Consider the following 19,202-nt stretch of genomic DNA (forward strand, 5'->3'; position numbering starts at 1 on the left):
GTCAGTCCTGAGCGAGGATCGAGTACAGCCGTCGTCGTGCCTCGTCGAGCACGGTCACGGCCTGCTGGACCTGCTCGGGCGTCCCGGTGCGGCGCACCTGGGCGGCCGCCTGCGCCAGCTCGACGCCGGCCTTCGGCAGCGGCCCGAAGGCGTCGCCCGGCATGCCGCCGGTGCTGCCGGCCCCGGACTCCCACGGTGCGGGCCCGGCCTCCTCGGCCTCGGCGCGACCGGCTTCGGTCAGCGCGTACGTCTTGCGGCCGTTCGACTCCTCGGCCGTGAGGAGCCCCTCGTCGGCCAGCAGCTGGAGGGTCGGGTAGACGGAACCGGCGCTGGGCTTCCAGCTGCCGCCGCTGCGCTCCTCGATCTCGCGGATGATCTGGTAGCCGTGCATCGGCTTCTCGGCGAGCAGCGCGAGCACGGCCGCGCGCACGTCGCCGCGACCCATCCTCGTGCCGACCCGCTTCTCGAACGTCGAGCGCAACTGCTCGAACGCCTGCCACATGCCCTCGGGCCCGCCGACGCCGAAACCGCCGGCCGGGAACGAATTCGAACCGCTCATGATGTCCTCCTCAGGAGTCGTCAACGATACTCAACGATATATCGCTCAATAGCAACGGGGAGCCGTTCTCGACAACCTCCCAGACGAGACTCGTGCCGAATGTGGGGAATGGGCTGCGCGGAGTCGACGTGTGGCACGAATCGACGCGACGTGACGCGCGCTCGCGACACCGCAGAGCCCGCCGATACGCTGAGGCGGACATGGACTCGTATCGGCAAGCGGACTGGGATGCCAGCGGAGCGCATCCGTCCAGCGTCGTCTCGCCCTACCTCATGGGCACCGGCGTCGTGACCGGGGACGACGGGCACGCCCGGCCGATCTCGCCGCCGCACACGCATCCGGACGCGATGCTCGCCTGGTGCTATCGCGGCACGGTGTGGGTGTACCTGCAGGACACGATGTGGCGCCTCGCGCCCGGGCAGGGCGTGTGGATCCCGGCGCTCACCCCGCACACCGCCCGCCACGATCGCGACTCGACCGGCTGCTACACCTACATCCCCGACACCGCGCTCGTGGCGGCCGTCACCGAGGTCAGCCGCGTGCTGGTGCCCCGTGCGGTCCAGGAGATGCTGCTGCATCTGGGCATCAATGACATGGATGACGCGCTGCGCATCCGCATCCAGTCGGTGCTGATCGAGATGCTCCAGCAGCCGGCGACCGAAGCCCTGGAGGGCTGGGGCGAGGTCCCGCTCCCGGCCGACGAGCGGGTGCGCGCGCTGGTGCAGGCGGTGCTCGCCGATCCTGGCGACACCCGCTCGGCCCGGCAGCTCTTCGCCACACACGGCCTTCACGAGCGCACTGTGCTTCGCGTGTTCACTCGTGACATCGGGATGACGTTCGGCCGGTGGCGCACGGGTGTGCGGATGGCACTGGCCACTCGGCTCATCGTCGACGGCACACCGATCGGGGCGGCAGCGCATCGCTGCGGCTATTCCACGACCAGCGCCTTCTCGGCCGCCTTCAAGGACCGTTACGGGATGACGCCGCGCCAGCATGTGGCACGCGTTCAGGCCGACTCCGCTCATCGCCTGTACTGGCGCTGAGCGCGTCACGACTGTCCGAATCGCCGCCCAACTCGTCCGTCTGACGACACTTCCCCGCTCTTCGGCGTTCTAGCATCGGGTTATTAGGTTAGCTTTACCTAACTTCGGCCGCGTCGTCGCGGCATCCTTCCCCATCCCTTCGCAAAGGAGAGCCATGCCCTTCCCCCTCGCGCGCCCGAAAGCGCGCCGAGCCTCCGCCCTCGCCGCCGTCGCCGTCGCCGCCGTGCTCGCCATGACCGCGTGCACGACCGGTGCTGAAGGCACCTCGTCTACCAGCTCCGCGACCGGCGGCGTCGTGATCACGCACGCCCACGGCTCCACCACCATCAGCGAGAAGCCGAAGCGCATCGTCGCCCTCGGCTGGATGACGCCGGACATCGTCGCCGCGCTCGGCGAGAACCCCGTGGGCATCGAGAAGGTCTGGGGCGCCGGCGAGAGCGGATACCAGCCCTGGTTCGAGAAGTACGTCACCGCCGAGTACGGCGCGACCCCCCAGCTCATCCCGTCCGCCGAGGAGGGTCCCAACTACGAGGCGATCAAGGCGCTCAAGCCCGACCTCATCCTGGGCCTGTACTCGGGACTCAGCGACATCGAGTACAAGCGCCTGACCGAGATCGCGCCGACCGTCCCCTACATCGAGGGCCCGTGGAACCCTGGGACGTGGGAGGACATGACCCGCACCGTCGGCAAGGCGATGTGGGAAGACGAGAAGGCCGAGAAGCTCGTCGATGAGACGGAGGATCTGGTCACCTCCCTCGCCGACGCCCACCCCGAGTTCCACGGCAAGACCTTCGTCTGGGGCCTGACGCTCAACGAGGGCGGCACCGACCTCGGTGTCTACCTGAAGTACGATCCCCGCGTGCGCATCACCGAGGCGCTCGGATTCACCTCCACCTCGGCGATGGACACCTTCCTCTCGACCGCGGAGGGCGACAACTGGTACACCGGCGTCAGCCTGGAGAAGCTCTACGACGTGCAGGCCGATCTGTTCGCCGCCTGGGGTGGCAGCGCCGCCGAGGGCGAGTACACCGTGGACAACAAGGTCGTCTCACGGTGGAACCCGGTCGAGAAGAAGGCCTACGTGATCTACGCCGACGACGCCGAAGCCTCCGCCATCAGCGCACCGACCGTGCTCTCCCTGAAGTACATCCTCCCGAAGTACGTCGACGACCTCGCGGCCGCTCTGCAGGGCACGCCGACGATCTCCGGCACGTGACCGCGGGGGTGTCGACACCGACCTCGCTCGCGGCTCGACCCGTGACGGGCGACGGCGCGGTCACCCCCGGCTCCGGTGCGGAAGGCCGTCGCGACCGCGGCGACCTCCCGCACCGCAACGGAGTGCGGGTGGCCGGCCTGTTCATCGCCGCGGCCGTGCTGATGGCCGCCGCGATCGCCTCCCTCGCGATCGGCAACCGTGGCATCGACCCGGTCACCGTGCTCCGCGCCCTCACCGCGTACGACGACGCGAACCCGCTGCACCTCATGGTCGTCGAGCTCCGCGTGCCGCGCACCGTCCTCGGGATCGCCGTGGGAGCCGCGTTGGCGGTCTGCGGCGCCCTGATCCAGGCGTTCACCCGCAACCCCCTCGCCGACCCCGGCATCCTCGGGGTGAACGCAGGAGCGTCGTTCGCCGTGACCTTCGCGGTCGGCGTCCTGGGCCTGACCGCGCCGGGAGCCTATGTGCCGTTCGCACTCGCCGGCGCCCTCGTCCTGACCCTCCTCGTGTACGCCCTCGGCTCGTTCGGATCCTCCGGCGCGACCCCGTTGAAGCTCACCCTCGCCGGTGTCGCGCTGGGCGCCGCCTTCACCGGGCTCACCACCGCGATCGTGCTGCAGAACCACAGCACCCTGCAGGTCATGCGCTTCTGGGGCGTCGGCTCCATCGGCGGACGCACCCTCGACCAGCTCGCGTGGGCGCTACCGCTGATCGCGTGCGGGCTGCTCCTCGGCCTCCTGAGCGCGCGCTCCCTGAACGCTCTCGCGCTCGGCGACGACCTGGCCCAAGCGCTCGGCGCGCGCATCGCCTGGACGCGCATCCTGGTGATCGTCGCCGTCACCCTCCTCGCAGGCACGGGCGTCGCCGCTGCCGGCCCCATCGCGTTCGTCGGCATAATGATCCCGCACCTGGTCCGCTGGTTCACCGGTCCCGACCAGCGTTGGGTGCTCGCCTACTCGGCCGTCGTCGGCCCCGTCTTCCTGCTTCTCGCCGATGTGCTGGGCCGTGTCGTGCTCCCCAGCGGCGAGTTGCGGGTCGGCATCGTCACGGGTCTGCTGGGTGCGCCGGTGCTCGTGGCGCTCGTGCGCCGCAAGCAGGTGAGCACACTGTGAGCGTGGAGCAGCCTCCCGTCGATTTCGGCCGACGCCTGCTCCGCATCGACACGGAACGTGTCGCCGGTCTCGTCCCCCTCCGCGCGGTCGTCGTGAGTGTCGTGCTCGCCGTCGTGATCGTCGTCGCCGGCCTCGTGTCGATGACCATCGGCGCGTTCGGCGTCGACCTCGCCGCAGTGCTGCGCGCGATCGTGGACCCCGCGTCCGATCCGGACGTCCGGCAGGTCGTGCTCGAGTGGCGACTGCCGCGCGTCCTCTTCGCCGTGCTGTGCGGAGCCGCGCTCGCTCTCGCCGGCGGGATCTTCCAATCGCTCACCCGCAACCCGCTGGGTTCCCCGGACATCATCGGCTTCGGCATCGGCGCGCAGTTCGGCGTCACGCTCATGATGGTCGTCTTCGAGCTGAACACGTATCTGTTCAAAGCGGCCGGCGCGCTCCTCGGCGGTCTCATCACAGCGCTCCTCGTCTTCCTGCTCGCGACCACGGGCTCCGCCTCATCGTTCCGACTCATCATCGTCGGGATCGGCGTCTCGGCCGGCCTGGGCTCACTCACCTCCTGGATCCTCCTCTCGGTCAGCGTCGAGAAGGCGATGATGGCGGCGACCTGGGGCGCAGGCTCCCTCGCCTCGCTCGGCTTCGACCAGCTGATCCCGGCGGCCCTCGTCTTCGCCGTGGTGCTCCTTGCGGCATGTCCCCTGAGTCGCACTCTGCCGGTGCTCGAAATGGGCGATGACGCCGCGACCGCTCTCGGCATCCGCCCGGGACGCACCAGGCTGGCGGCGATGGTGATCGGCGTCGCATTGGTCGCACTGGTCACCGCCGCGGCCGGCCCGATCTCGTTCATCGCCCTGGCCGCCCCGCAGATCTCCCAGAGGCTCACCCGTTCGAACACTCCGATGGGGACTGTGCCGCTCCTGCTGACCGGGGCCGCCCTGGTCGTCGTCTCCGACACGGCCGCCCAGGCGCTGATGGTGCCCGTCGGCGTCGTCACCGTCTCGGTCGGCGGACTCTACCTCGCCTGGCTTCTCGCCCGGCAGTACGCGCGACGCGCATGAAAGGACCATCCGTGACCGCATCGCTCCTCGCTCGCGACATCACCCTGGGCTACGGCGACTCCCCGATCATCTCGGATCTGTCCCTGCAGGTGCCCGACCAGTCGTTCACGATCATCATCGGCCCCAACGCGTGCGGCAAGTCGACGCTGCTGCGCGGCCTCGCACGTCTCCTGCGTCCCAGCACCGGCTCCGTGCTGCTCGACGGGGCCGAACTGCGCTCGCTCAAGCCGAAGGAGGCGGCTCGCAAACTGGGTCTCCTGCCCCAGTCCTCGATCGCTCCGGACGGCATCACCGTCGCCGACCTGGTGGGCCGCGGGCGGTTTCCGCACCAGAACGCACTGCGCACCTGGACCAGGGAGGACGACCGCGCGGTGGCGGAGGCCCTGGCCGCGACCCGCACCACCGAACTGTCGAGGCGCCTCGTGGACGAGCTCTCCGGCGGCCAGCGCCAGCGGGTGTGGGTGGCGATGGCCCTCGCCCAGCAGACCGGGCACCTGCTGCTCGACGAGCCGACGACGTTCCTCGACATCGCTCACCAGATCGAGCTGCTGGAGTTGTTCGCCGACCTCCACCGGGGCGGGACCACACTCGTGGCCGTGCTTCACGACCTGAACCACGCTGCCCGCTACGCCACACACCTCGTCGCGATGAGGGACGGGGTCATCGTCGCGCAGGGCGACCCGCGCGAGATCATCACGGCCGAGCTCGTCGAGGCCGTGTACGACCTGCCGTGCGTCGTGATCACCGACCCCGTCGCAGGCACCCCGCTGGTGCTTCCTCTCGGTCGGCGGACGCCGTGACGACCACGCCGCGCCGGCTGTTCGGGATCGCCCTCACCGCCGACGGCCGCGGGTTCGCCCTCGCCGCGGCGACCGGCCTGCTGATGGTCCACTCCCTCTCCGAGGCGGCGATCCCCGTGCTCATCGGCGTCGCGATCGACCGCGCCGTGCTGCCCGCGGACCTCGGTGCGCTGCTCCTCTGGCTCGGCCTCCTGATCGGGGCGTTCGTCGTCCTGACCACCAGCTACCAGACGGCCTCACGACTGATGGTGACCGTCTACGGCTACGGCGAGCAGGCGCTCCGAGCCGTCACCCTCTCCCGCATCCTGCGGCCCCGGCTGTCCCGGCGGACACTCACGCCCGGAGAAGCGCTCACCTATGTGACCTCCGACACCTACCGTGTCGCCGGCGTGGCCTGGTCGGTGGCGCAGCAGTGCGCCACCCTCGCTGCGATCGTCGGCGCTGCGCTGGCCATGCTGGTGATCTCCCCCCTGGCGACGCTCGTGGTCTTCGCCTCCACCGCTGCAATGATGCTCGTGATGCGCGCCGTCTCGCGCCCGTTGGAGCATCGTGGGCTCGCCGAGCAACACGCTGCGACCGAGGCGGGCGCGGTCGCCGCCGATTTCATGAGCGGCTTCCGCGTGCTCGTCGGCATGGGCGCCCGCGACGAGGCGGTTCGGCGGTACGTCTCCGCGAGCGACACCTCTCGGGTCGCGGCCACGGCGGCCGGACGCTCGCTCGCGGCCTACGAGGCGGTGAGCGGTGCCTTCGCCGCCGTCGTCACCACAGTGCTCACGGGGATGTCCGCCTGGTTCGCGGCCGAGGGCCGGATCAGCGTCGGGGAGCTCATCACCGTGCTCGGGCTGGCGCAGTACGTCAGCGGCTCCCTCGCGTACGCCGGGTCGTTCCCCTCGAACTGGATCCACAAGCTCGCGTCCGCGCGCCGGCTCGCCGAGGTGATCGACGCGGAGGACCTCCTCGCCCTTCCGGGGTCCGGCTCCGCCCTCGAACGGCCGGACGACATCGTGCTGACCTTCCGTGCCGGCGCGGAGCGGGTGGAGGTGCGCAGCGGCGAGTTCGTCGGCATCCGGCCGCCCGACAGCGACGCCGCACGCGCACTCTCCCGGCTGCTCGGGATGCGGGCGCCCGCCGAGCGCGGCGACGTCTCGGTGCTGATCGACGGAGCGCACCGGGACGCACGCGACCTCGACCCCCTCGCCTACCGACGTCGCGTGCTGGCCATGCCGCATCGTGCCGCGATCGTCAGCGGCACCCTGGGCGAAGCGGTGAGCGGGCCGAACGCGAGCCCGCGGCCGGAGCTGGTCGCGGTCGCAGCGCTGCACGACACCGTCCTCCTCGTCGGCGGCTGGGATGCGCAGGTCGGCGAGGCGGGCAGGCGCCTCTCAGGCGGCCAGCGCCAACGCATCGGCCTGGCACGCGCGCTGCACGCGGATGCCGACGTGCTCGTGCTGGACGAGCCCACGTCCGCCGTGGACGCGATCACGGAGGCGCACATCGCCACGGGCCTGGCGGCCCTGGACGCGACCACGGTCGTGATCACGACGTCCCCCGTCCTCCTGGCCGCCTGCGACCGCGTCATCGAGTTCCGCCCGCTCGGATCGGCGGAGGGGCATGGCTGAGGCGCCGACGGACACCACCCTCCCGATCGCGACGCCCCGACGGGTACGTGCGGTCGTCGCCGGCCTGTTGCGCCGCCACCGGAGCCGATCGATCGCCGTCGCCCTCCTCTTCCTGGCGGCCTCGGGCGTCGGGCTCGTGATGCCTGCAGGGCTCGGCCGGATCGTCGACGCGGTCTCGTCCGGGGCCGGCCTCCCGACCATCGCCGGCTGGCTCGGGGTCGTCGCCGGCGGAGCGATCGGCGCGGTCGGACTGTCGCTGTGGGGAGCGCGCATGCTGACCGCTCTGGTCCAGGAAGTGCTGGCACGTCTACGCGAGGACGTCTTCGCCTCCGCCATGCGGCTTCCGGCGAGCACAGTCGACGACGGCGAGAGCGCCGACCTCGTCTCCCGCGTGACCGGCGACGTCGACGCGGTCGCCGAGGCGGGCGGCACCGTCGTGCCCACCGTGCTGTCGGCGACGTTCGCGATCGCGGTCTCCGTGGTCGCCTTCGCCGCGCTCGACCCGTGGCTGGCGCTCGCCGGCATCGCCTGCGTCCCCTTCTATCTGGTCGGCACCCGCGCCTTCCTGCGCCGCTCGCGCGTGGTGTTCCGGGAGGTGCGTGCGCGGGAGGCCGCCCGCAGCCAGGCCGTCATCGAAGCCGTGGAGGGAGTGGAGACGCTCACGGCACTGAACGAGCAGCGGACCGCCCTCGACCGCGTGGACGAGCGCGCCGAGGAGTCGATCCGGGTGCAGATCGAGGGCGTGCGGCTGCGCAACAGGCTCTTCCGCTGGATCAACGGGGGCGAGGCCTTCGGGCTGGCGGCGCTGCTCGCGACCGGGTTCGTCCTGCACGCGAGCGGCGCGATCAGCATCGGGACGGTCACGACCGCCGCGCTGGTCTTCCACCGCCTGTTCGACCCGATCGGACAACTGATCTTCGGCCTCGACGACGTCCAGCGGGCGACGATCGGCCTGGCGCGGCTCGTCGGCGTCATCGACCTCGCCCCGGCCGCATCCCCCGCTCCCCCGACGACGGCGTCCGGCTCGCGCCACCCGCCGGCCGGGATCGATCTGCACGACGTGGAGTTCCGCTACCCCACAAGCGGTCTCGGGGTCGGCGGCGTCACGCTGCGCGTGGAGCCCGGCACCACCGCGGCGTTCGTCGGCACTTCCGGATCGGGCAAGAGCACCCTGGCACGGGTGATCGCCGGCCATTTCGTCCCGTCGTCCGGAAGGCTGCGTCTCGATCACCCGACGATCCCGTATTACATCTCGCAGGAGCTGCACCACTTCCGCGGGAGCGTCGCCGACAACCTTCGACTCGCCGCCCCCGACGCCGGGCAGGAGCAGATCGCCGCGGCGCTGGCCGCCGTCGGCGCGGACTGGGCCATCCCGGCGGCGGAGCCTGTCGCGCAGCCGACATCGGTCGCGCAGCCGGGACGGCCGACGCCGGCTGTCGCCCTCGACGAAGGTCGCATCCAGCAACTGGCCGTCGCCCGAGCGCTGCTCGCCGACCCCTCCGTCGTGATCCTCGACGAGGCGACCGCGGACGTCGGCCTGCAGCATCGCGACGCGGTCGAGGCGGCCATCGGCGCACTGCGTCAGGGCCGGACCGCGGTCGTGATCGCACATCGGCTGGAGCAGGCATCGACAGCCGACCAGATCGTCGTCTTCGCGGACGGCGCGGTGGCGCAGCGAGGCACCCACTCCGAACTCCTCGCCGCGAACGGACCGTACCGGAGCTTCTGGCGCGCCCAGTACGGAGCCTCCGGTCACGCATCCGACGCGCCGAGCACGGGCCGGCCCGCACCGTCCCACGTTCACACCTATCCCGACCGCACCGACACAGACACAGACACAGACACCGACACAGAGACGGAGACCTCGTGAAGATCCACCGCGGCATCGTCAGCAGCACGATCCCCCTCACACCGAACCTCGTCCGCGTCACCCTCGGGGGCTCCGGCGTCGCCGACTTCCTGAGCACCGGCATCGGGGACGAGTACGTGCGCGTGTTCTTCCCGCACGGCGACGACCCAAGCGACGTCTCGCTGCCGGTGCCCGAGGACGACTGGTGGACGACGCCCGACGGAGCCCCCGAAGCCCCGATGCGCACCTACACGATCAGCGGAGTGCGACCAGAAACCGCCGAGCTGGACATCGACTTCGTGGTGCACGAGGCCGGCATCGCAGGGCCGTGGGCCGCCGCCGCACGGGCGGGGCACGTGCTCGGACTGAACTCCCCGACCGGTCTGTACGCGCCGCCGGCCGAGACCACCTGGCAGGTGCTGGTGGCCGACCTCACCGGCCTGCCCGCGGTCGCGCGCATCGCCGCCGGCCCTCGGAACGGCATCCGCACACGCATCGTGCTCGAGGTCGCCGAGGAGGCGGACCGGATCCCGTTCGAGGTCGCCGACGACGTGGAGGTCACCTGGGTGATCGGAGGCAACGGCCACGGTCCGAGCGCGCTCGGCCGGATCGTGCGAAGCGTCGTCGACGCCCGCCTCCCGCTGGACGAGGGCTACGTGTGGGTCGCAGGCGAGACGGTTGCGCTCCGCGACGCGCGCACGTATCTGCGCAGAGAGCTGAGGCTGCCCGCCACCCGCTTCAAAGTCGTGGGCTACTGGACCCCGATCGCCGATTGGGAATCGAAGTACGCCGCCCTCCCCGGGCATGTCCAGCGCGAATTGGAGGCGATGTGGACGGACGCCCCAGATGACGAGCCCGAGGATACGCAGCTGCGCGTCGAGACCCGCCTCGAAGAGCTCGGCCTCTGACCGCCCCGACATTCGTGACGAATGTCGGGAATGCGGCGCGCCAAGACAGCATTCGGCACGAATGTCGCACGACGATGACCCCGCGCGTCCCGTCCTCTGGCCGCCCACAGCCGCGCGCAGTACCGTTGCGGGTGCGGATGGAAGACGCAGAGAGGACGGACGCCATGCCCGAGTACACGAAGGATCCGGACGCGATCGCCCGGCTGACGCCGGAGCAGTTCGCGGTGACCCAGGAGGCCGCCACCGAGCGCCCGTTCGACAACGCGTTCTGGGACAAGGAGGACGCGGGCCTGTACGTCGACGTCGTCTCCGGCGAGCCCCTCTTCGCCTCCACCACCAAGTACGACAGTGGATGCGGTTGGCCCAGCTTCACCAAGCCGCTCTCGGCCGAGAACATCGTCGAGAACTCCGACACGTCGCTCGGGATGGTGCGCACCGAGGTGCGCTCGTCGCACGGCGACAGCCACCTCGGGCACGTCTTCGACGACGGTCCCGCCGACGAAGGCGGCCTGCGGTACTGCATCAACTCGGCCGCGCTGCGCTTCGTGCCGCTGGCCGATCTGGAGAAGGACGGCTACGGCCAGTACCTTCCCCTGTTCGCGAAGGCGGGTGCGTGATGGCCACCGAGCGCGCGATCCTCGCCGGCGGCTGCTTCTGGGGTCTGCAGGAACTGATCCGTGACATGCCCGGCGTGCTCGCCACCCGCGTCGGCTATGCCGGCGGCGACACCCCGAACGCGACCTACCGCAACCACGGCGACCACGCCGAGGCCGTCGAGATCGACTTCGATCCGTCGGTCATCACGTACCGCGACCTGCTGGAGTTCTTCTTCCAGGTGCACGACCCGACGACCCGCGACCGCCAGGGCAACGACCTCGGCCGCAGCTACCGGTCGGTGATCCTGTACCTCACGCCGGAGCAGGAGCGGATCGCCCGCGAGACCATCGCCGAGGTGGACGCCTCCGGCCGCTGGCCGGGCAAGGTCGTGACCGAGGTCGAGCCGGCGGGCGACTTCTGGGATGCCGAAGAGGAGCACCAGGACTACCTGCGCAAGCACCCCGGCGGCTACACCTGCCACTACGTGCGTCCCGACTGGGTGCTGAGCGACGAGGTCGGCGCGGCCGGATAGCCCGGCCGCGCGACTCCCGGCGCCCGCCTCGGCACGCCCCTCGGCACAGGCGGGCGCCCCTCAGCGCAGGGCGGCGACCGCGACCTTCGTCGCGGCGGCGAGCAGGGCGTCGTCCGACGCGGCATCCGCCGTCGCGTGGCGCGACATCGTCACGATCACGATCGGCGCGCGGCCGGCCGGGTAGACGACCGCGATGTCGTCGCGGACGCCGTACTCCCCCGTGCCCGTCTTGTCGGCGACCGGCCAGGCCGGGTCCACCCCGGCGCGGATGGTGCCGTCCCCGGTCGTGCAGTCGAGCATCGTGTTGCGCAACAGGGTGCGATCCTTCGTCTCCAGCGTGCTCCCGAGCAGCACGGCGCGGAGGTCGGCGGCGAACTGGGCGGGGGTGGTCGTGTCCCGCGCGTCTCCGGGCAGCGCCTCGTTGAGGTCGGGCTCGATGCGGTCCACGTTCGTCGTGCGGTCGCCGATGCCGCGCAGCCACGCCTCGACGGCGTCGGGTCCGCCGAGCCGGGCGACCAGGAGGTTCGCCGCGGTGTTGTCGCTGAAGCGCAGCATGGCGTCCAGCAGCTCCCGCACGGTCATCCCGGTGTCGACGAAGCGGCTGGTGATCGGCGCGTACGCGAGCAGGTCGGCGCTCGTGTAGTGCACGACGGTGTCGAGGTCGGCGTCGGACGACGCCTGGAGGGTCGCGGCGGCGATGAAGGTCTTGTTCGAGGAGGCGAACGGGAACCGCTCCCCGCCTCGGTAGGCGACGGTGCGGCCGGTGCCGGTGTCGATCGCCGTGACGCCGAGCGTCGCGGCGTGCGTGCGCTCCAGGGCGGAGAACGCGCCCTGGGTCGATGCGCCGCCGGCCGTCCCGTCGGCGACCGCGGCACCCGACGCCGCTGTGCTCGACGCTGTGCTCGCCGCCGTGCTCGCCGCCGCGACGGGCTGCGCCGAGGCGACGGAAGGTGCCGCGCATCCGGAGACCGCGACGGCGAGGGCGACCGCGGCGCCGCTGGTGATCGTGAGGAATCGTGTGCGAATGTCCATGCCCGCAGCCTCACCCGCTCCGGGGATCCTGTCGAAGACCGGATCGCTCCCATCGATGCGCGAACAGCATGAGTCTAGGGTGGGTCGAGTGGATCTGATCGCCGCGTGCCGGGTGCTCGTCGAGATCGGCGACCGCGGGAGCGTGACCCGCGCGGCCGCCGCCCTCGAGGTGGCGCAGTCCGTCGCCAGCCGCCGCATCCTCGCGCTGGAGAAGCAGCTCGGCGGTCCGCTGCTGGAGCGCACCGCCCGCAGCGCCGCGCTCACGCCGTTGGCCAGGGACCTCCTTCCGTCCGTGCGGCGACTCATCCGGCTGGCCGACGAATTGGAGCTCGACGCCGCGCGAGCGCGCCTGCGACCGGTCACGATCGCGGTGCCGCCCGGCTGTTCGACCCGTGATCTCGCCGTCGTCGAGGCGGCAGGGCGGGCCGCCGGCCTCCGGCTCGAGTTCCGCGCCGAGCCGCCCGCGCTCCGGGCGGAGCTCGTGACGGCCCGCAACGTGCGGCTCGCGGTCACGAGCGTCCCGCCCGACGCCGCCACATGGACCGCCCGGCTCGGCGCCGCCGGCCGGCGCGCGAGCGGTACCGCCCTCCGCCTGGACGGGCTCCGGCCGACCCGTGTCGGTCGCTCGCGCGACGACGACGCCGGCGCGCGCCTGCGGGTCGGCCCCGAGGACGACGTCCCGCACGTGCGCGACCCCCTCTCCCGGGCGGCGTACGCGGTCGGGCTGCTGCCGAGCCAGCTCCCCGTCGACGCCACCACGACCTCCTCCCTCGCGTCGGTGCTCGCCGACGGCGACCTGCTGCTCTGTACGGAGGCGGAGGCCCGCGAGCTCGGCCTGCAGTGGCGCCCGTTCGTCGGCCTCGCGGTGGCGCGCGGATACGCGCTCGTCGGAGACAGCGACAGCGACGTCGCCGCCGTGCTCGCCGCCGTGGCGGAGGAGCTCGCCGCCGCGCTCGGAGCCACCGCCACCGCCGTCACCGCGGAAGCGCGTTCGGAGCAGGAGCGGAAGCAGGCGTGGAAGCCGGATCAGGAGCGGCCCGATGCATGACGCGCGATTCCTCGAGACGGTGCGCGACGACCTCGACCGGGCCGGCCTCCGGGCCTCCATCGTCGTCCGCGACCTGATCGCCGGCCGCGAGCTCGCCCTCGACGGGGATGTGCCGACCCCGGTCGCCTCCCTCGCCAAGGTGCCGATCGCCCTCGCCGTGCTCCTCCGCACCGCCGACGGCCGCCTCGACGGATCCGCGGCGGTCGCCGTTCCGCCCGGCGATCCGGGCAACGGCCTGCCGGGCACCACCCGGTTCCGGCATCCGGCGACGATCGCCGTCGACGACCTGGTCTCACTGGCCCTCACCATCAGCGACAACGGCGCCGCCGATGCGCTGCTGCGCCTCGTCCCGCCGGCCGCTGTCACCGCCGACCTCGACGCGCTCGGCATCCACGGCATTGCGGTGCGGCATCCCTTCGCCGAGCTGTCCGACACCCCGCTGGAGCGCTTCCCGCCCGACGAGGCCCACCTCGCGCACACCCTCGCCATCCGCGGCAGCACCCCCGCGCACGGGCACCCGGTCCGGCAGCTGGACGTCGCGCGCACCAACACCGGCACCGCGCGCGCGTTCGCCGACCTGTTCGAGGCGATCTGGGCCGAGCGCGGCATCCCGCACTCCGTGTCGGCCGAGCTCCGCGGCCATCTGCGCTCCAACCTGATCCGGCACCGGCTGTCGCCGGACTTCGCCGCCGACGGGACGGGGTGGGCTTCGAAGACCGGGACGCTCCTCAATCTGCGCCATGAGGCCGGGGTCGCCGAGCACGCCGACGGCTCCCGCTTCGTCGTCGTCGCGCTGAGCACGTCGAGCGTCCCGGCATCGGCCCAGCCCGCCGCCGAGGCCGCGCTCGGGGCGGCGGCGCGGAGGATGCACGAGCGGGTGCGCAACGGCGCCGGATGATCGTCTAGGCTGCACGGAGACGAGACCGCGGGGGCGGTCGTGAGCAGGGGGATGATGGTGGCAGGCGGAATCGTGCGGCGTTCGGTCGCGGGCGCGGCGGTCGCCGCTTCGGCCCTTCTCGTGCTCTCGGGCTGCGCCCTCTTCGGCAGCACGCCTCACCCGAAGCCGACGCACACCCGCACCGCGACGCCCACCCCCACGCCGACGCTCACCGCCGACGCATCGCTCTCCGGCGTCGGCTCGTCCGCCGCGCCGACCCCGGTCATCGCCCCGACGCTGACGCCCGTCGCGGCCGGCACGGTGGTGGCGGAGGGCGATGTCGCCTCCCCCAAGGGCAGCATCCACTACCACTACCGCGTCGTCTCCAACGGCGACAACACCTACTCGGCCCAGTACTCCGGGTTCACCTCGACGGTGCCGGTGCCCGTCTCCGTGACGCTCCTCGACACTCCGCCGCAGGTCGGCGACGGTCTCACCTACCACGGTGTCGGCGACCACCAGCTCGGCGGCCCGACGAACGGTGCGGCGCCGGCCTCCTCCAGCGTGCTCGGCAGCGTCGGCCAGCCGTCGTACCTCGTCGCCCTGGTGACCTACTCGTCCGCCGCGAGCTTCGACGGTGTGCCCCAGGAGCTCGGGCCGAACAAGGTTCTCGCGGTCGACAAGGTCCGCTGGTCCGTCCCAGTGCGCCCGTCCAACGTCCATCCGGCCGACGGCGGGGCCGTCACCGGCGCGAGCGGCAGCGTCACCGCGACCACGGCCGCCGGGGCGCCGAGGACGTACCACGTGGCTCCTGGAGACACTCCCGGGAGCGTGGCCCAGCGCTTCGGCATCTCGGTCCAGGACCTGTTCTGGCTCAACCCGGACCTCCCGTCGTCCGGCGCTCAGCAGACCCTGTTCGAGGGAACCGATCTGAACCTCGACCCGGACAGCCTCTAGGACCCGGACAGCCTCTAGACCCGAACAGCCTCCAGGACTTGTCGGCGCCCGATCGCCCCGTTCAGGCCACCCGGAGCCGGGCGAGGATCGCGCGTGACCGCCGCACATCCTCCGCGCTCTTGCGCGTGAGCTCGCCCACGCCGCCGAGCCGGGCGTTCTCCCGGAGCAGCCGGACGATCTCCACGTGCATCCCCCGTCCGTAGAGGTCCCCGCCGAAGTCGTGGATGTGCACCTCGACCCGACGGTCGCGCACGTCGTCGAAGGTCGGGTTGGCACCGACGCTGACCGTGCCCCCGCGCGGGCCGGCCTCGCCGTCGAGCGTCACCCAGCACGCGTAGACGCCGTCGGCGGGAGGCTCCCCCTCCCCCGCCGCGACGGCGAGATTGGCCGTCGGGAAGCCGAGCAGCCGTCCGCGCCGGTCTCCCGCGGCGACGACGCCGCGGAACGACGAGGCGGTCAGGACGCCGCCCCGATGCGGTGGAATGCGCTCTGGTGGAAGACCAGCGGCGCGATCTCGGGGAACACCTCGGCCGCGTGCACCTCCAGCAGCACGATCTCGTGGTCGCCGCCGTCGAAGGTCTGGCGCACGCCGCACTCGAGCCAGAGGGCGGCGCCGTCGATCAGCACGGCGCCCTCCGCGGTGGGGTGCCACTCGGCGTCCTGGAACCGGTCGCCCGTGCGCGAGGAGAGCCGGCGGCAGAACGCCCCGTGCTCCGCTCCCAGCACGCTCAGGCCGAGCCGGGTGCTGCCGGCCAGCGCGGGCCAGGTGGAGGACGTGCGGGCGACGCTCACGGCGACGAGCGCGGGCTCCAGGGAGATGGAGGTGAACGAGTTGACCGCCATCCCGGTGGGGGCGCCGTCGCGCAGCGCGGCCACGGCGACGACGCCGGTCGGGTACGCGGCGAAGGCCCGGCGGAGCGCCAGCTGGGGGGAGTCGCTGAGAGTGGTGTCGTTGCTCATGGTGTGGGCCTTCCTGGGTCATCGCATCCTGCATCGTTGCGGTGATGGCAATTAGTCAAGTTTGTCTATGTGTCTGAATACTATGCAGATTTGATCATGCAAACAACCCTGAGATACCGGATGGCACTAGGATCGGACCATGTCGTCTACCACCCGACTGGTCGTGCTCGGCGCTGTCCACCAGTTCCAGCCCGTCCACGGCTACTTCCTCCGACGCGAACTGATGACGTGGCACGTGGACGAGTGGGCCAACATCCAGCCCGGCTCGATCTACAACGCACTGCGCTCGCTCGAGAAGGACGGCTACGTCACCGAGGACACGACCGAGGTCGAGGGCAAGCGCCCCGCGCGCACCACCTACACGATCACTCCGGAGGGCGAGGTGGAGTTCCTCCGCCTGTTCCGCTCGGCGCTGTGGGAGGTGGAGGTGTTCGACACCAAGCCGGTGATGTCCATCCCCTCGTTCATGCACGTACTCAGCCGCCGCGAGGTGGTCGAGGCGCTGGAGCACCGGATCAACAAGATCGACGCCATCGTGCTGAGCAACGCGTACAACATCGAGGACACCGCGAAGTCGTCGACGACCCCGGACTACGTCCGCGAGATCTTCGAGCTCTCCAGCATCCGGCTGCGCGCGGAGCAGCAGTGGGCCCGCGACCTGCGGGAGCGGCTCCTCGCCGGCGAGTACGTCTTCGCCGACGAGAAGGCCGCCCCCTGACATCGCGACGCCGTCCCGCCCGTGCGGCTCAGCCCGCCGCCACCAGCAGGCGGTCGATCGCCGCGGGCGTGAGCGCGTCGGTCTGAGCACCCACGGCCGTGGCCGTGACAGCACCCGCGGCGGACGCCCGCAGCAACGCGCTGAGCGCGTCCGCTCCCCCGGCCAGTGCCGCGGCGAGCGCGCCGCAGAAGGCGTCGCCCGCACCTGTGGTGTCGACGGCGTCGACCTCGAACGCACGCACCGCGAGGTCGTCGCCTCCCGGGGTGAGCCAGCGGGCACCGCGCGATCCGAGGGTCACGACCAGCGCGTCCGGACCCGCGCGCAGCAGGGCGTCGACGCCGCCGAGGGCGTCGGCCTCCGTCTCGTTCACGATCAGCAGATCCGTCACCGCGAGAAGGGACGGCGTCACCCCGTCCGCCGGCGCGGCGTTGAGGATGGTGCGCGCCCCCGCCGCACGGCCCGCGGCCAGCGCGGCCTCCGCCGTCCGCGGGTCGATCTCGAGCTGCGTGAGCACGACGCTCGCACCGGAGACGGCCGCTGCCGCCGCCTCCGGCGTCAGCTCGGCGTTCGCACCGGGCGCGACGATGATGCTGTTCTCCGAGTCGGCCAGCATCGCGATGTAGGCCGACCCGGTCGGCATCCCGGGAGAGACGTGCAGGTCGACGTCGAGCCCGGCGCGCAGCATCGTCAGGCGCAGCTCCGCGCCGGCGGCATCGTCGCCGACCTGGGCGCAGAACCGGGTCGGCGCCCCGCTCCGCGCGGCGGCGACGGCCTGGTTGAAGCCCTTGCCGCCGGGGAGCGCGCCGAGCGGCTGCCCGAGCAGGGTCTCCCCCACCTCGGGCAGCCGGTCCAGCCGCACCAGCGTGTCGAGATTGACGCTCCCGACGACGCAGACGAGCCCCGCGGTCATCGCGGTCAAGCGACCGCCGCGGCGACGCCCGCGCGCACCGCGGCGCCCGGGTGATCGGCCGGGAGGGTCGCGTCGTCCTGCCCGAGCAGGCGCTCGCGCAGGGTGGTCGCCGTGTACCCGGTGGGGGCCACGCCGCGCTCGCGCAGGATGGGCAGCACGAGCTCCACGAAGTCGCGAGTCGATCCGGGCTGCACCTGCGGGGTGAGCAGGAAGCCGTCCAGGTCGGCGCCCTCGGCCAGTGCGCAGAGGTGGTCGGCGACCTCCTCAGCGCTCCCGACGAACGGGAGGACGCCGACGCCGTGCGCGTGCCAGTCCTTCAGCACGTCCCCGACGGTCTGACCGGCGAAGCGTGCGATCTGCGTCTGCGACAGCTCGGTGCTCAGGTCGGTCATCGGCGTCTCCGGGGCGTACGAGGAGAGGTCGAGTCCCGTGAACCAGGCGTACGAGGCGACGGCGACGTCCGGGCTCTGCGAGCCGAGGATGGCGTCGTACTTCGCCTGCGCCTCCTCGTGCGTCGGGGCGACGACACAGGCGAACGCCGACATCAGCTTCACCGCGTCGGCCCTGCGGCCGGCAGCCACCGCCTCGGCACGGATCGAACGGACGTGCTCCGCCAGCTTCTCGACGCTGCCGCCGCCGAGGAAGATCGCCTCGCCGTGCTTGCCGCCGAACGCCTTGCCCGCGGGCGAGCTGCCGGCCTGGAACAGGACGGGCGTCCCCTGCGGCGAGTACGACGTGTTGCCGTAGCCGCGCGAGCGGAAGTACGGACCCTCGTGCTCGATCCGGTGCACCTTCTCGGGGTCGGCGTAGCGGCCGAGCTTGTCGCGCTCCAGGGCGTCCGGCTCCCACGCGCCCTCGAACAGCTTGTAGACGAGCTCCATGAAGTCGTCCGCCATCGCGTAGCGCTCGTCGTGCGCGACCATCGGCACGCCGAACGCCTCCACGGCGGTCTCGGCGCTGCCGGTGGTGACGACGTTCCAGCCGATCCGGCCTCCGGACAGGTGGTCCAGCGTCGCCATCCGGCGGGCGAACGCGTACGGCTGCTCCAGGAGGGTCGAGCCGGTGATCACCAGCCCCAGGCGCTCCGTCGTCGGGATGAGCGCGGCGGCCACGATCGCCGGGTCGAGCCGCGGCAGGTCGAGACCCTCGACCGAGCAGATGTCCGGTCGCTCGCCGTTCACGTCCGCCCAGCCCCAGGCGTCGGCGAGGAAGAGGAAGTCGAAGTGCGCGTCTTCGCAGATCCTCGCGATCTCCTGCCAGTAGGCGAGCGTGTCGAAGAGGTGCCTCTTGCTCTCGGGGTACCGCCAGGTGGCGGTGCCGGAGTCGTTGGCCTGGGCGTTCTCGAACAGCCCGAAGCGCAGTTGTCTCATGATCCTCAACTTCCTGATTCGGTGGGTGTGGTCTCTGCGG

Annotated in this window: 20 protein-coding genes; 14 read left to right on the forward strand and 6 right to left on the reverse strand. The window is 71.8% G+C overall.

From position 1 onward, the window contains the following. Nucleotide 1: 1 nt before the first annotated feature. On the reverse strand, nucleotides 2-559 hold the full coding sequence (locus U870_RS0107880) for a PadR family transcriptional regulator (protein WP_025156861.1): 558 nt from the start codon (nucleotides 557-559) through the stop codon (nucleotides 2-4). A gap of 200 nt (nucleotides 560-759) precedes the next feature. Between U870_RS0107880 and U870_RS0107885 the strand changes: the two genes are divergently transcribed. The 10 genes from U870_RS0107885 (at nucleotide 760) to msrA (ending at nucleotide 11,290) form a co-directional block, all read left to right on the forward strand. Continuing rightward, on the forward strand, nucleotides 760-1,602 hold the full coding sequence (locus U870_RS0107885) for a helix-turn-helix transcriptional regulator (RefSeq protein ID WP_025156862.1): 843 nt from the start codon (nucleotides 760-762) through the stop codon (nucleotides 1,600-1,602). A 154-nt stretch (nucleotides 1,603-1,756) separates the two neighbouring features. Beyond that, complete coding sequence (locus U870_RS0107890; protein WP_025156863.1) at nucleotides 1,757-2,818, forward strand: ABC transporter substrate-binding protein; 1,062 nt, start codon at nucleotides 1,757-1,759, stop codon at nucleotides 2,816-2,818. After that, nucleotides 2,815-3,930 (forward strand): FecCD family ABC transporter permease, encoded by a 1,116-nt coding sequence (locus U870_RS0107895; RefSeq protein ID WP_025156864.1) that lies wholly within the window; start codon nucleotides 2,815-2,817, stop codon nucleotides 3,928-3,930. Before U870_RS0107890 ends, U870_RS0107895 begins: the two co-directional genes overlap by 4 nt. A gap of 2 nt (nucleotides 3,931-3,932) precedes the next feature. After that, a complete protein-coding gene (locus U870_RS0107900) occupies nucleotides 3,933-4,985 on the forward strand; it encodes a FecCD family ABC transporter permease (protein ID WP_240183654.1) in 1,053 nt (350 codons plus the stop codon). Nucleotides 4,986-4,996: 11 nt separating this feature from the next. Next, nucleotides 4,997-5,785: an ATP-binding cassette domain-containing protein gene (locus U870_RS0107905; protein WP_025156866.1), complete on the forward strand. Its 789-nt coding sequence runs from the start codon at nucleotides 4,997-4,999 to the stop codon at nucleotides 5,783-5,785. Continuing rightward, nucleotides 5,782-7,404, forward strand: a complete 1,623-nt coding sequence (locus U870_RS0107910; RefSeq protein ID WP_025156867.1) for an ABC transporter transmembrane domain-containing protein — start codon at nucleotides 5,782-5,784, stop codon at nucleotides 7,402-7,404. Before U870_RS0107905 ends, U870_RS0107910 begins: the two co-directional genes overlap by 4 nt. After that, nucleotides 7,397-9,274: an ABC transporter ATP-binding protein gene (locus U870_RS0107915; RefSeq protein WP_025156868.1), complete on the forward strand. Its 1,878-nt coding sequence runs from the start codon at nucleotides 7,397-7,399 to the stop codon at nucleotides 9,272-9,274. The genes U870_RS0107910 and U870_RS0107915 overlap by 8 nt, the downstream gene beginning before the upstream one ends. Continuing rightward, nucleotides 9,271-10,161 (forward strand): siderophore-interacting protein, encoded by an 891-nt coding sequence (locus tag U870_RS0107920; protein ID WP_025156869.1) that lies wholly within the window; start codon nucleotides 9,271-9,273, stop codon nucleotides 10,159-10,161. Before U870_RS0107915 ends, U870_RS0107920 begins: the two co-directional genes overlap by 4 nt. Before the next feature lie 164 nt (nucleotides 10,162-10,325). Continuing rightward, nucleotides 10,326-10,778 carry a peptide-methionine (R)-S-oxide reductase MsrB gene (gene msrB, locus U870_RS0107925; protein ID WP_025156870.1) on the forward strand — a complete coding sequence of 151 codons (453 nt, stop codon included), beginning with the start codon at nucleotides 10,326-10,328 and terminating at the stop codon, nucleotides 10,776-10,778. Next, nucleotides 10,778-11,290: a peptide-methionine (S)-S-oxide reductase MsrA gene (gene msrA, locus U870_RS0107930; RefSeq protein ID WP_025156871.1), complete on the forward strand. Its 513-nt coding sequence runs from the start codon at nucleotides 10,778-10,780 to the stop codon at nucleotides 11,288-11,290. The genes msrB and msrA overlap by 1 nt, the downstream gene beginning before the upstream one ends. A 60-nt stretch (nucleotides 11,291-11,350) precedes the next feature. Here msrA and bla read toward each other — a convergent pair whose 3' ends face one another. Next, nucleotides 11,351-12,322 (reverse strand): class A beta-lactamase, encoded by a 972-nt coding sequence (gene bla, locus U870_RS0107935; protein ID WP_025156872.1) that lies wholly within the window; start codon nucleotides 12,320-12,322, stop codon nucleotides 11,351-11,353. Nucleotides 12,323-12,410: 88 nt separating this feature from the next. Between bla and U870_RS24305 the strand changes: the two genes are divergently transcribed. The 3 genes from U870_RS24305 to U870_RS0107950 are packed head-to-tail and all read left to right on the forward strand — an operon-like array spanning nucleotide 12,411 to nucleotide 15,204. Continuing rightward, complete coding sequence (locus U870_RS24305; RefSeq protein WP_025156873.1) at nucleotides 12,411-13,370, forward strand: LysR family transcriptional regulator; 960 nt, start codon at nucleotides 12,411-12,413, stop codon at nucleotides 13,368-13,370. Beyond that, nucleotides 13,363-14,268, forward strand: coding sequence for a serine hydrolase (locus tag U870_RS0107945; protein ID WP_025156874.1), 906 nt, complete (start codon nucleotides 13,363-13,365; stop codon nucleotides 14,266-14,268). Before U870_RS24305 ends, U870_RS0107945 begins: the two co-directional genes overlap by 8 nt. Nucleotides 14,269-14,322: 54 nt before the next feature. After that, a complete protein-coding gene (locus U870_RS0107950) occupies nucleotides 14,323-15,204 on the forward strand; it encodes a LysM peptidoglycan-binding domain-containing protein (protein ID WP_081815238.1) in 882 nt (293 codons plus the stop codon). Nucleotides 15,205-15,265: 61 nt separating this feature from the next. Here the strand turns inward: U870_RS0107950 and U870_RS0107955 are convergent, their stop codons facing one another. Next, nucleotides 15,266-15,688: a riboflavin kinase gene (locus tag U870_RS0107955; RefSeq protein ID WP_081815239.1), complete on the reverse strand. Its 423-nt coding sequence runs from the start codon at nucleotides 15,686-15,688 to the stop codon at nucleotides 15,266-15,268. Beyond that, entirely contained in the window at nucleotides 15,661-16,164 is a 504-nt protein-coding gene (locus tag U870_RS0107960) for a flavin reductase family protein (protein ID WP_025156877.1), read from the reverse strand. The genes U870_RS0107955 and U870_RS0107960 overlap by 28 nt, the downstream gene beginning before the upstream one ends. Before the next feature lie 139 nt (nucleotides 16,165-16,303). Here U870_RS0107960 and U870_RS0107965 point away from each other — a divergent pair, with 139 nt between their 5' ends. Further along, a complete protein-coding gene (locus U870_RS0107965) occupies nucleotides 16,304-16,882 on the forward strand; it encodes a PadR family transcriptional regulator (RefSeq protein WP_025156878.1) in 579 nt (192 codons plus the stop codon). Between the two features lie 28 nt (nucleotides 16,883-16,910). Here U870_RS0107965 and U870_RS0107970 read toward each other — a convergent pair whose 3' ends face one another. Both U870_RS0107970 and U870_RS0107975 read right to left on the reverse strand, forming a co-directional pair. Then, nucleotides 16,911-17,792, reverse strand: a complete 882-nt coding sequence (locus U870_RS0107970) for a ribokinase (protein ID WP_025156879.1) — start codon at nucleotides 17,790-17,792, stop codon at nucleotides 16,911-16,913. Between the two features lie 5 nt (nucleotides 17,793-17,797). Further along, the gene (locus U870_RS0107975; RefSeq protein ID WP_025156880.1) at nucleotides 17,798-19,162 is read right to left on the reverse strand and encodes an NtaA/DmoA family FMN-dependent monooxygenase; all 1,365 of its coding nucleotides are present in this window, start codon (nucleotides 19,160-19,162) and stop codon (nucleotides 17,798-17,800) included. Nucleotides 19,163-19,202: the final 40 nt, after the last annotated feature.

This window comes from Leifsonia aquatica H1aii (assembly GCF_000633535.1).
Lineage (GTDB): Bacteria > Actinomycetota > Actinomycetes > Actinomycetales > Microbacteriaceae > Leifsonia > Leifsonia aquatica_A.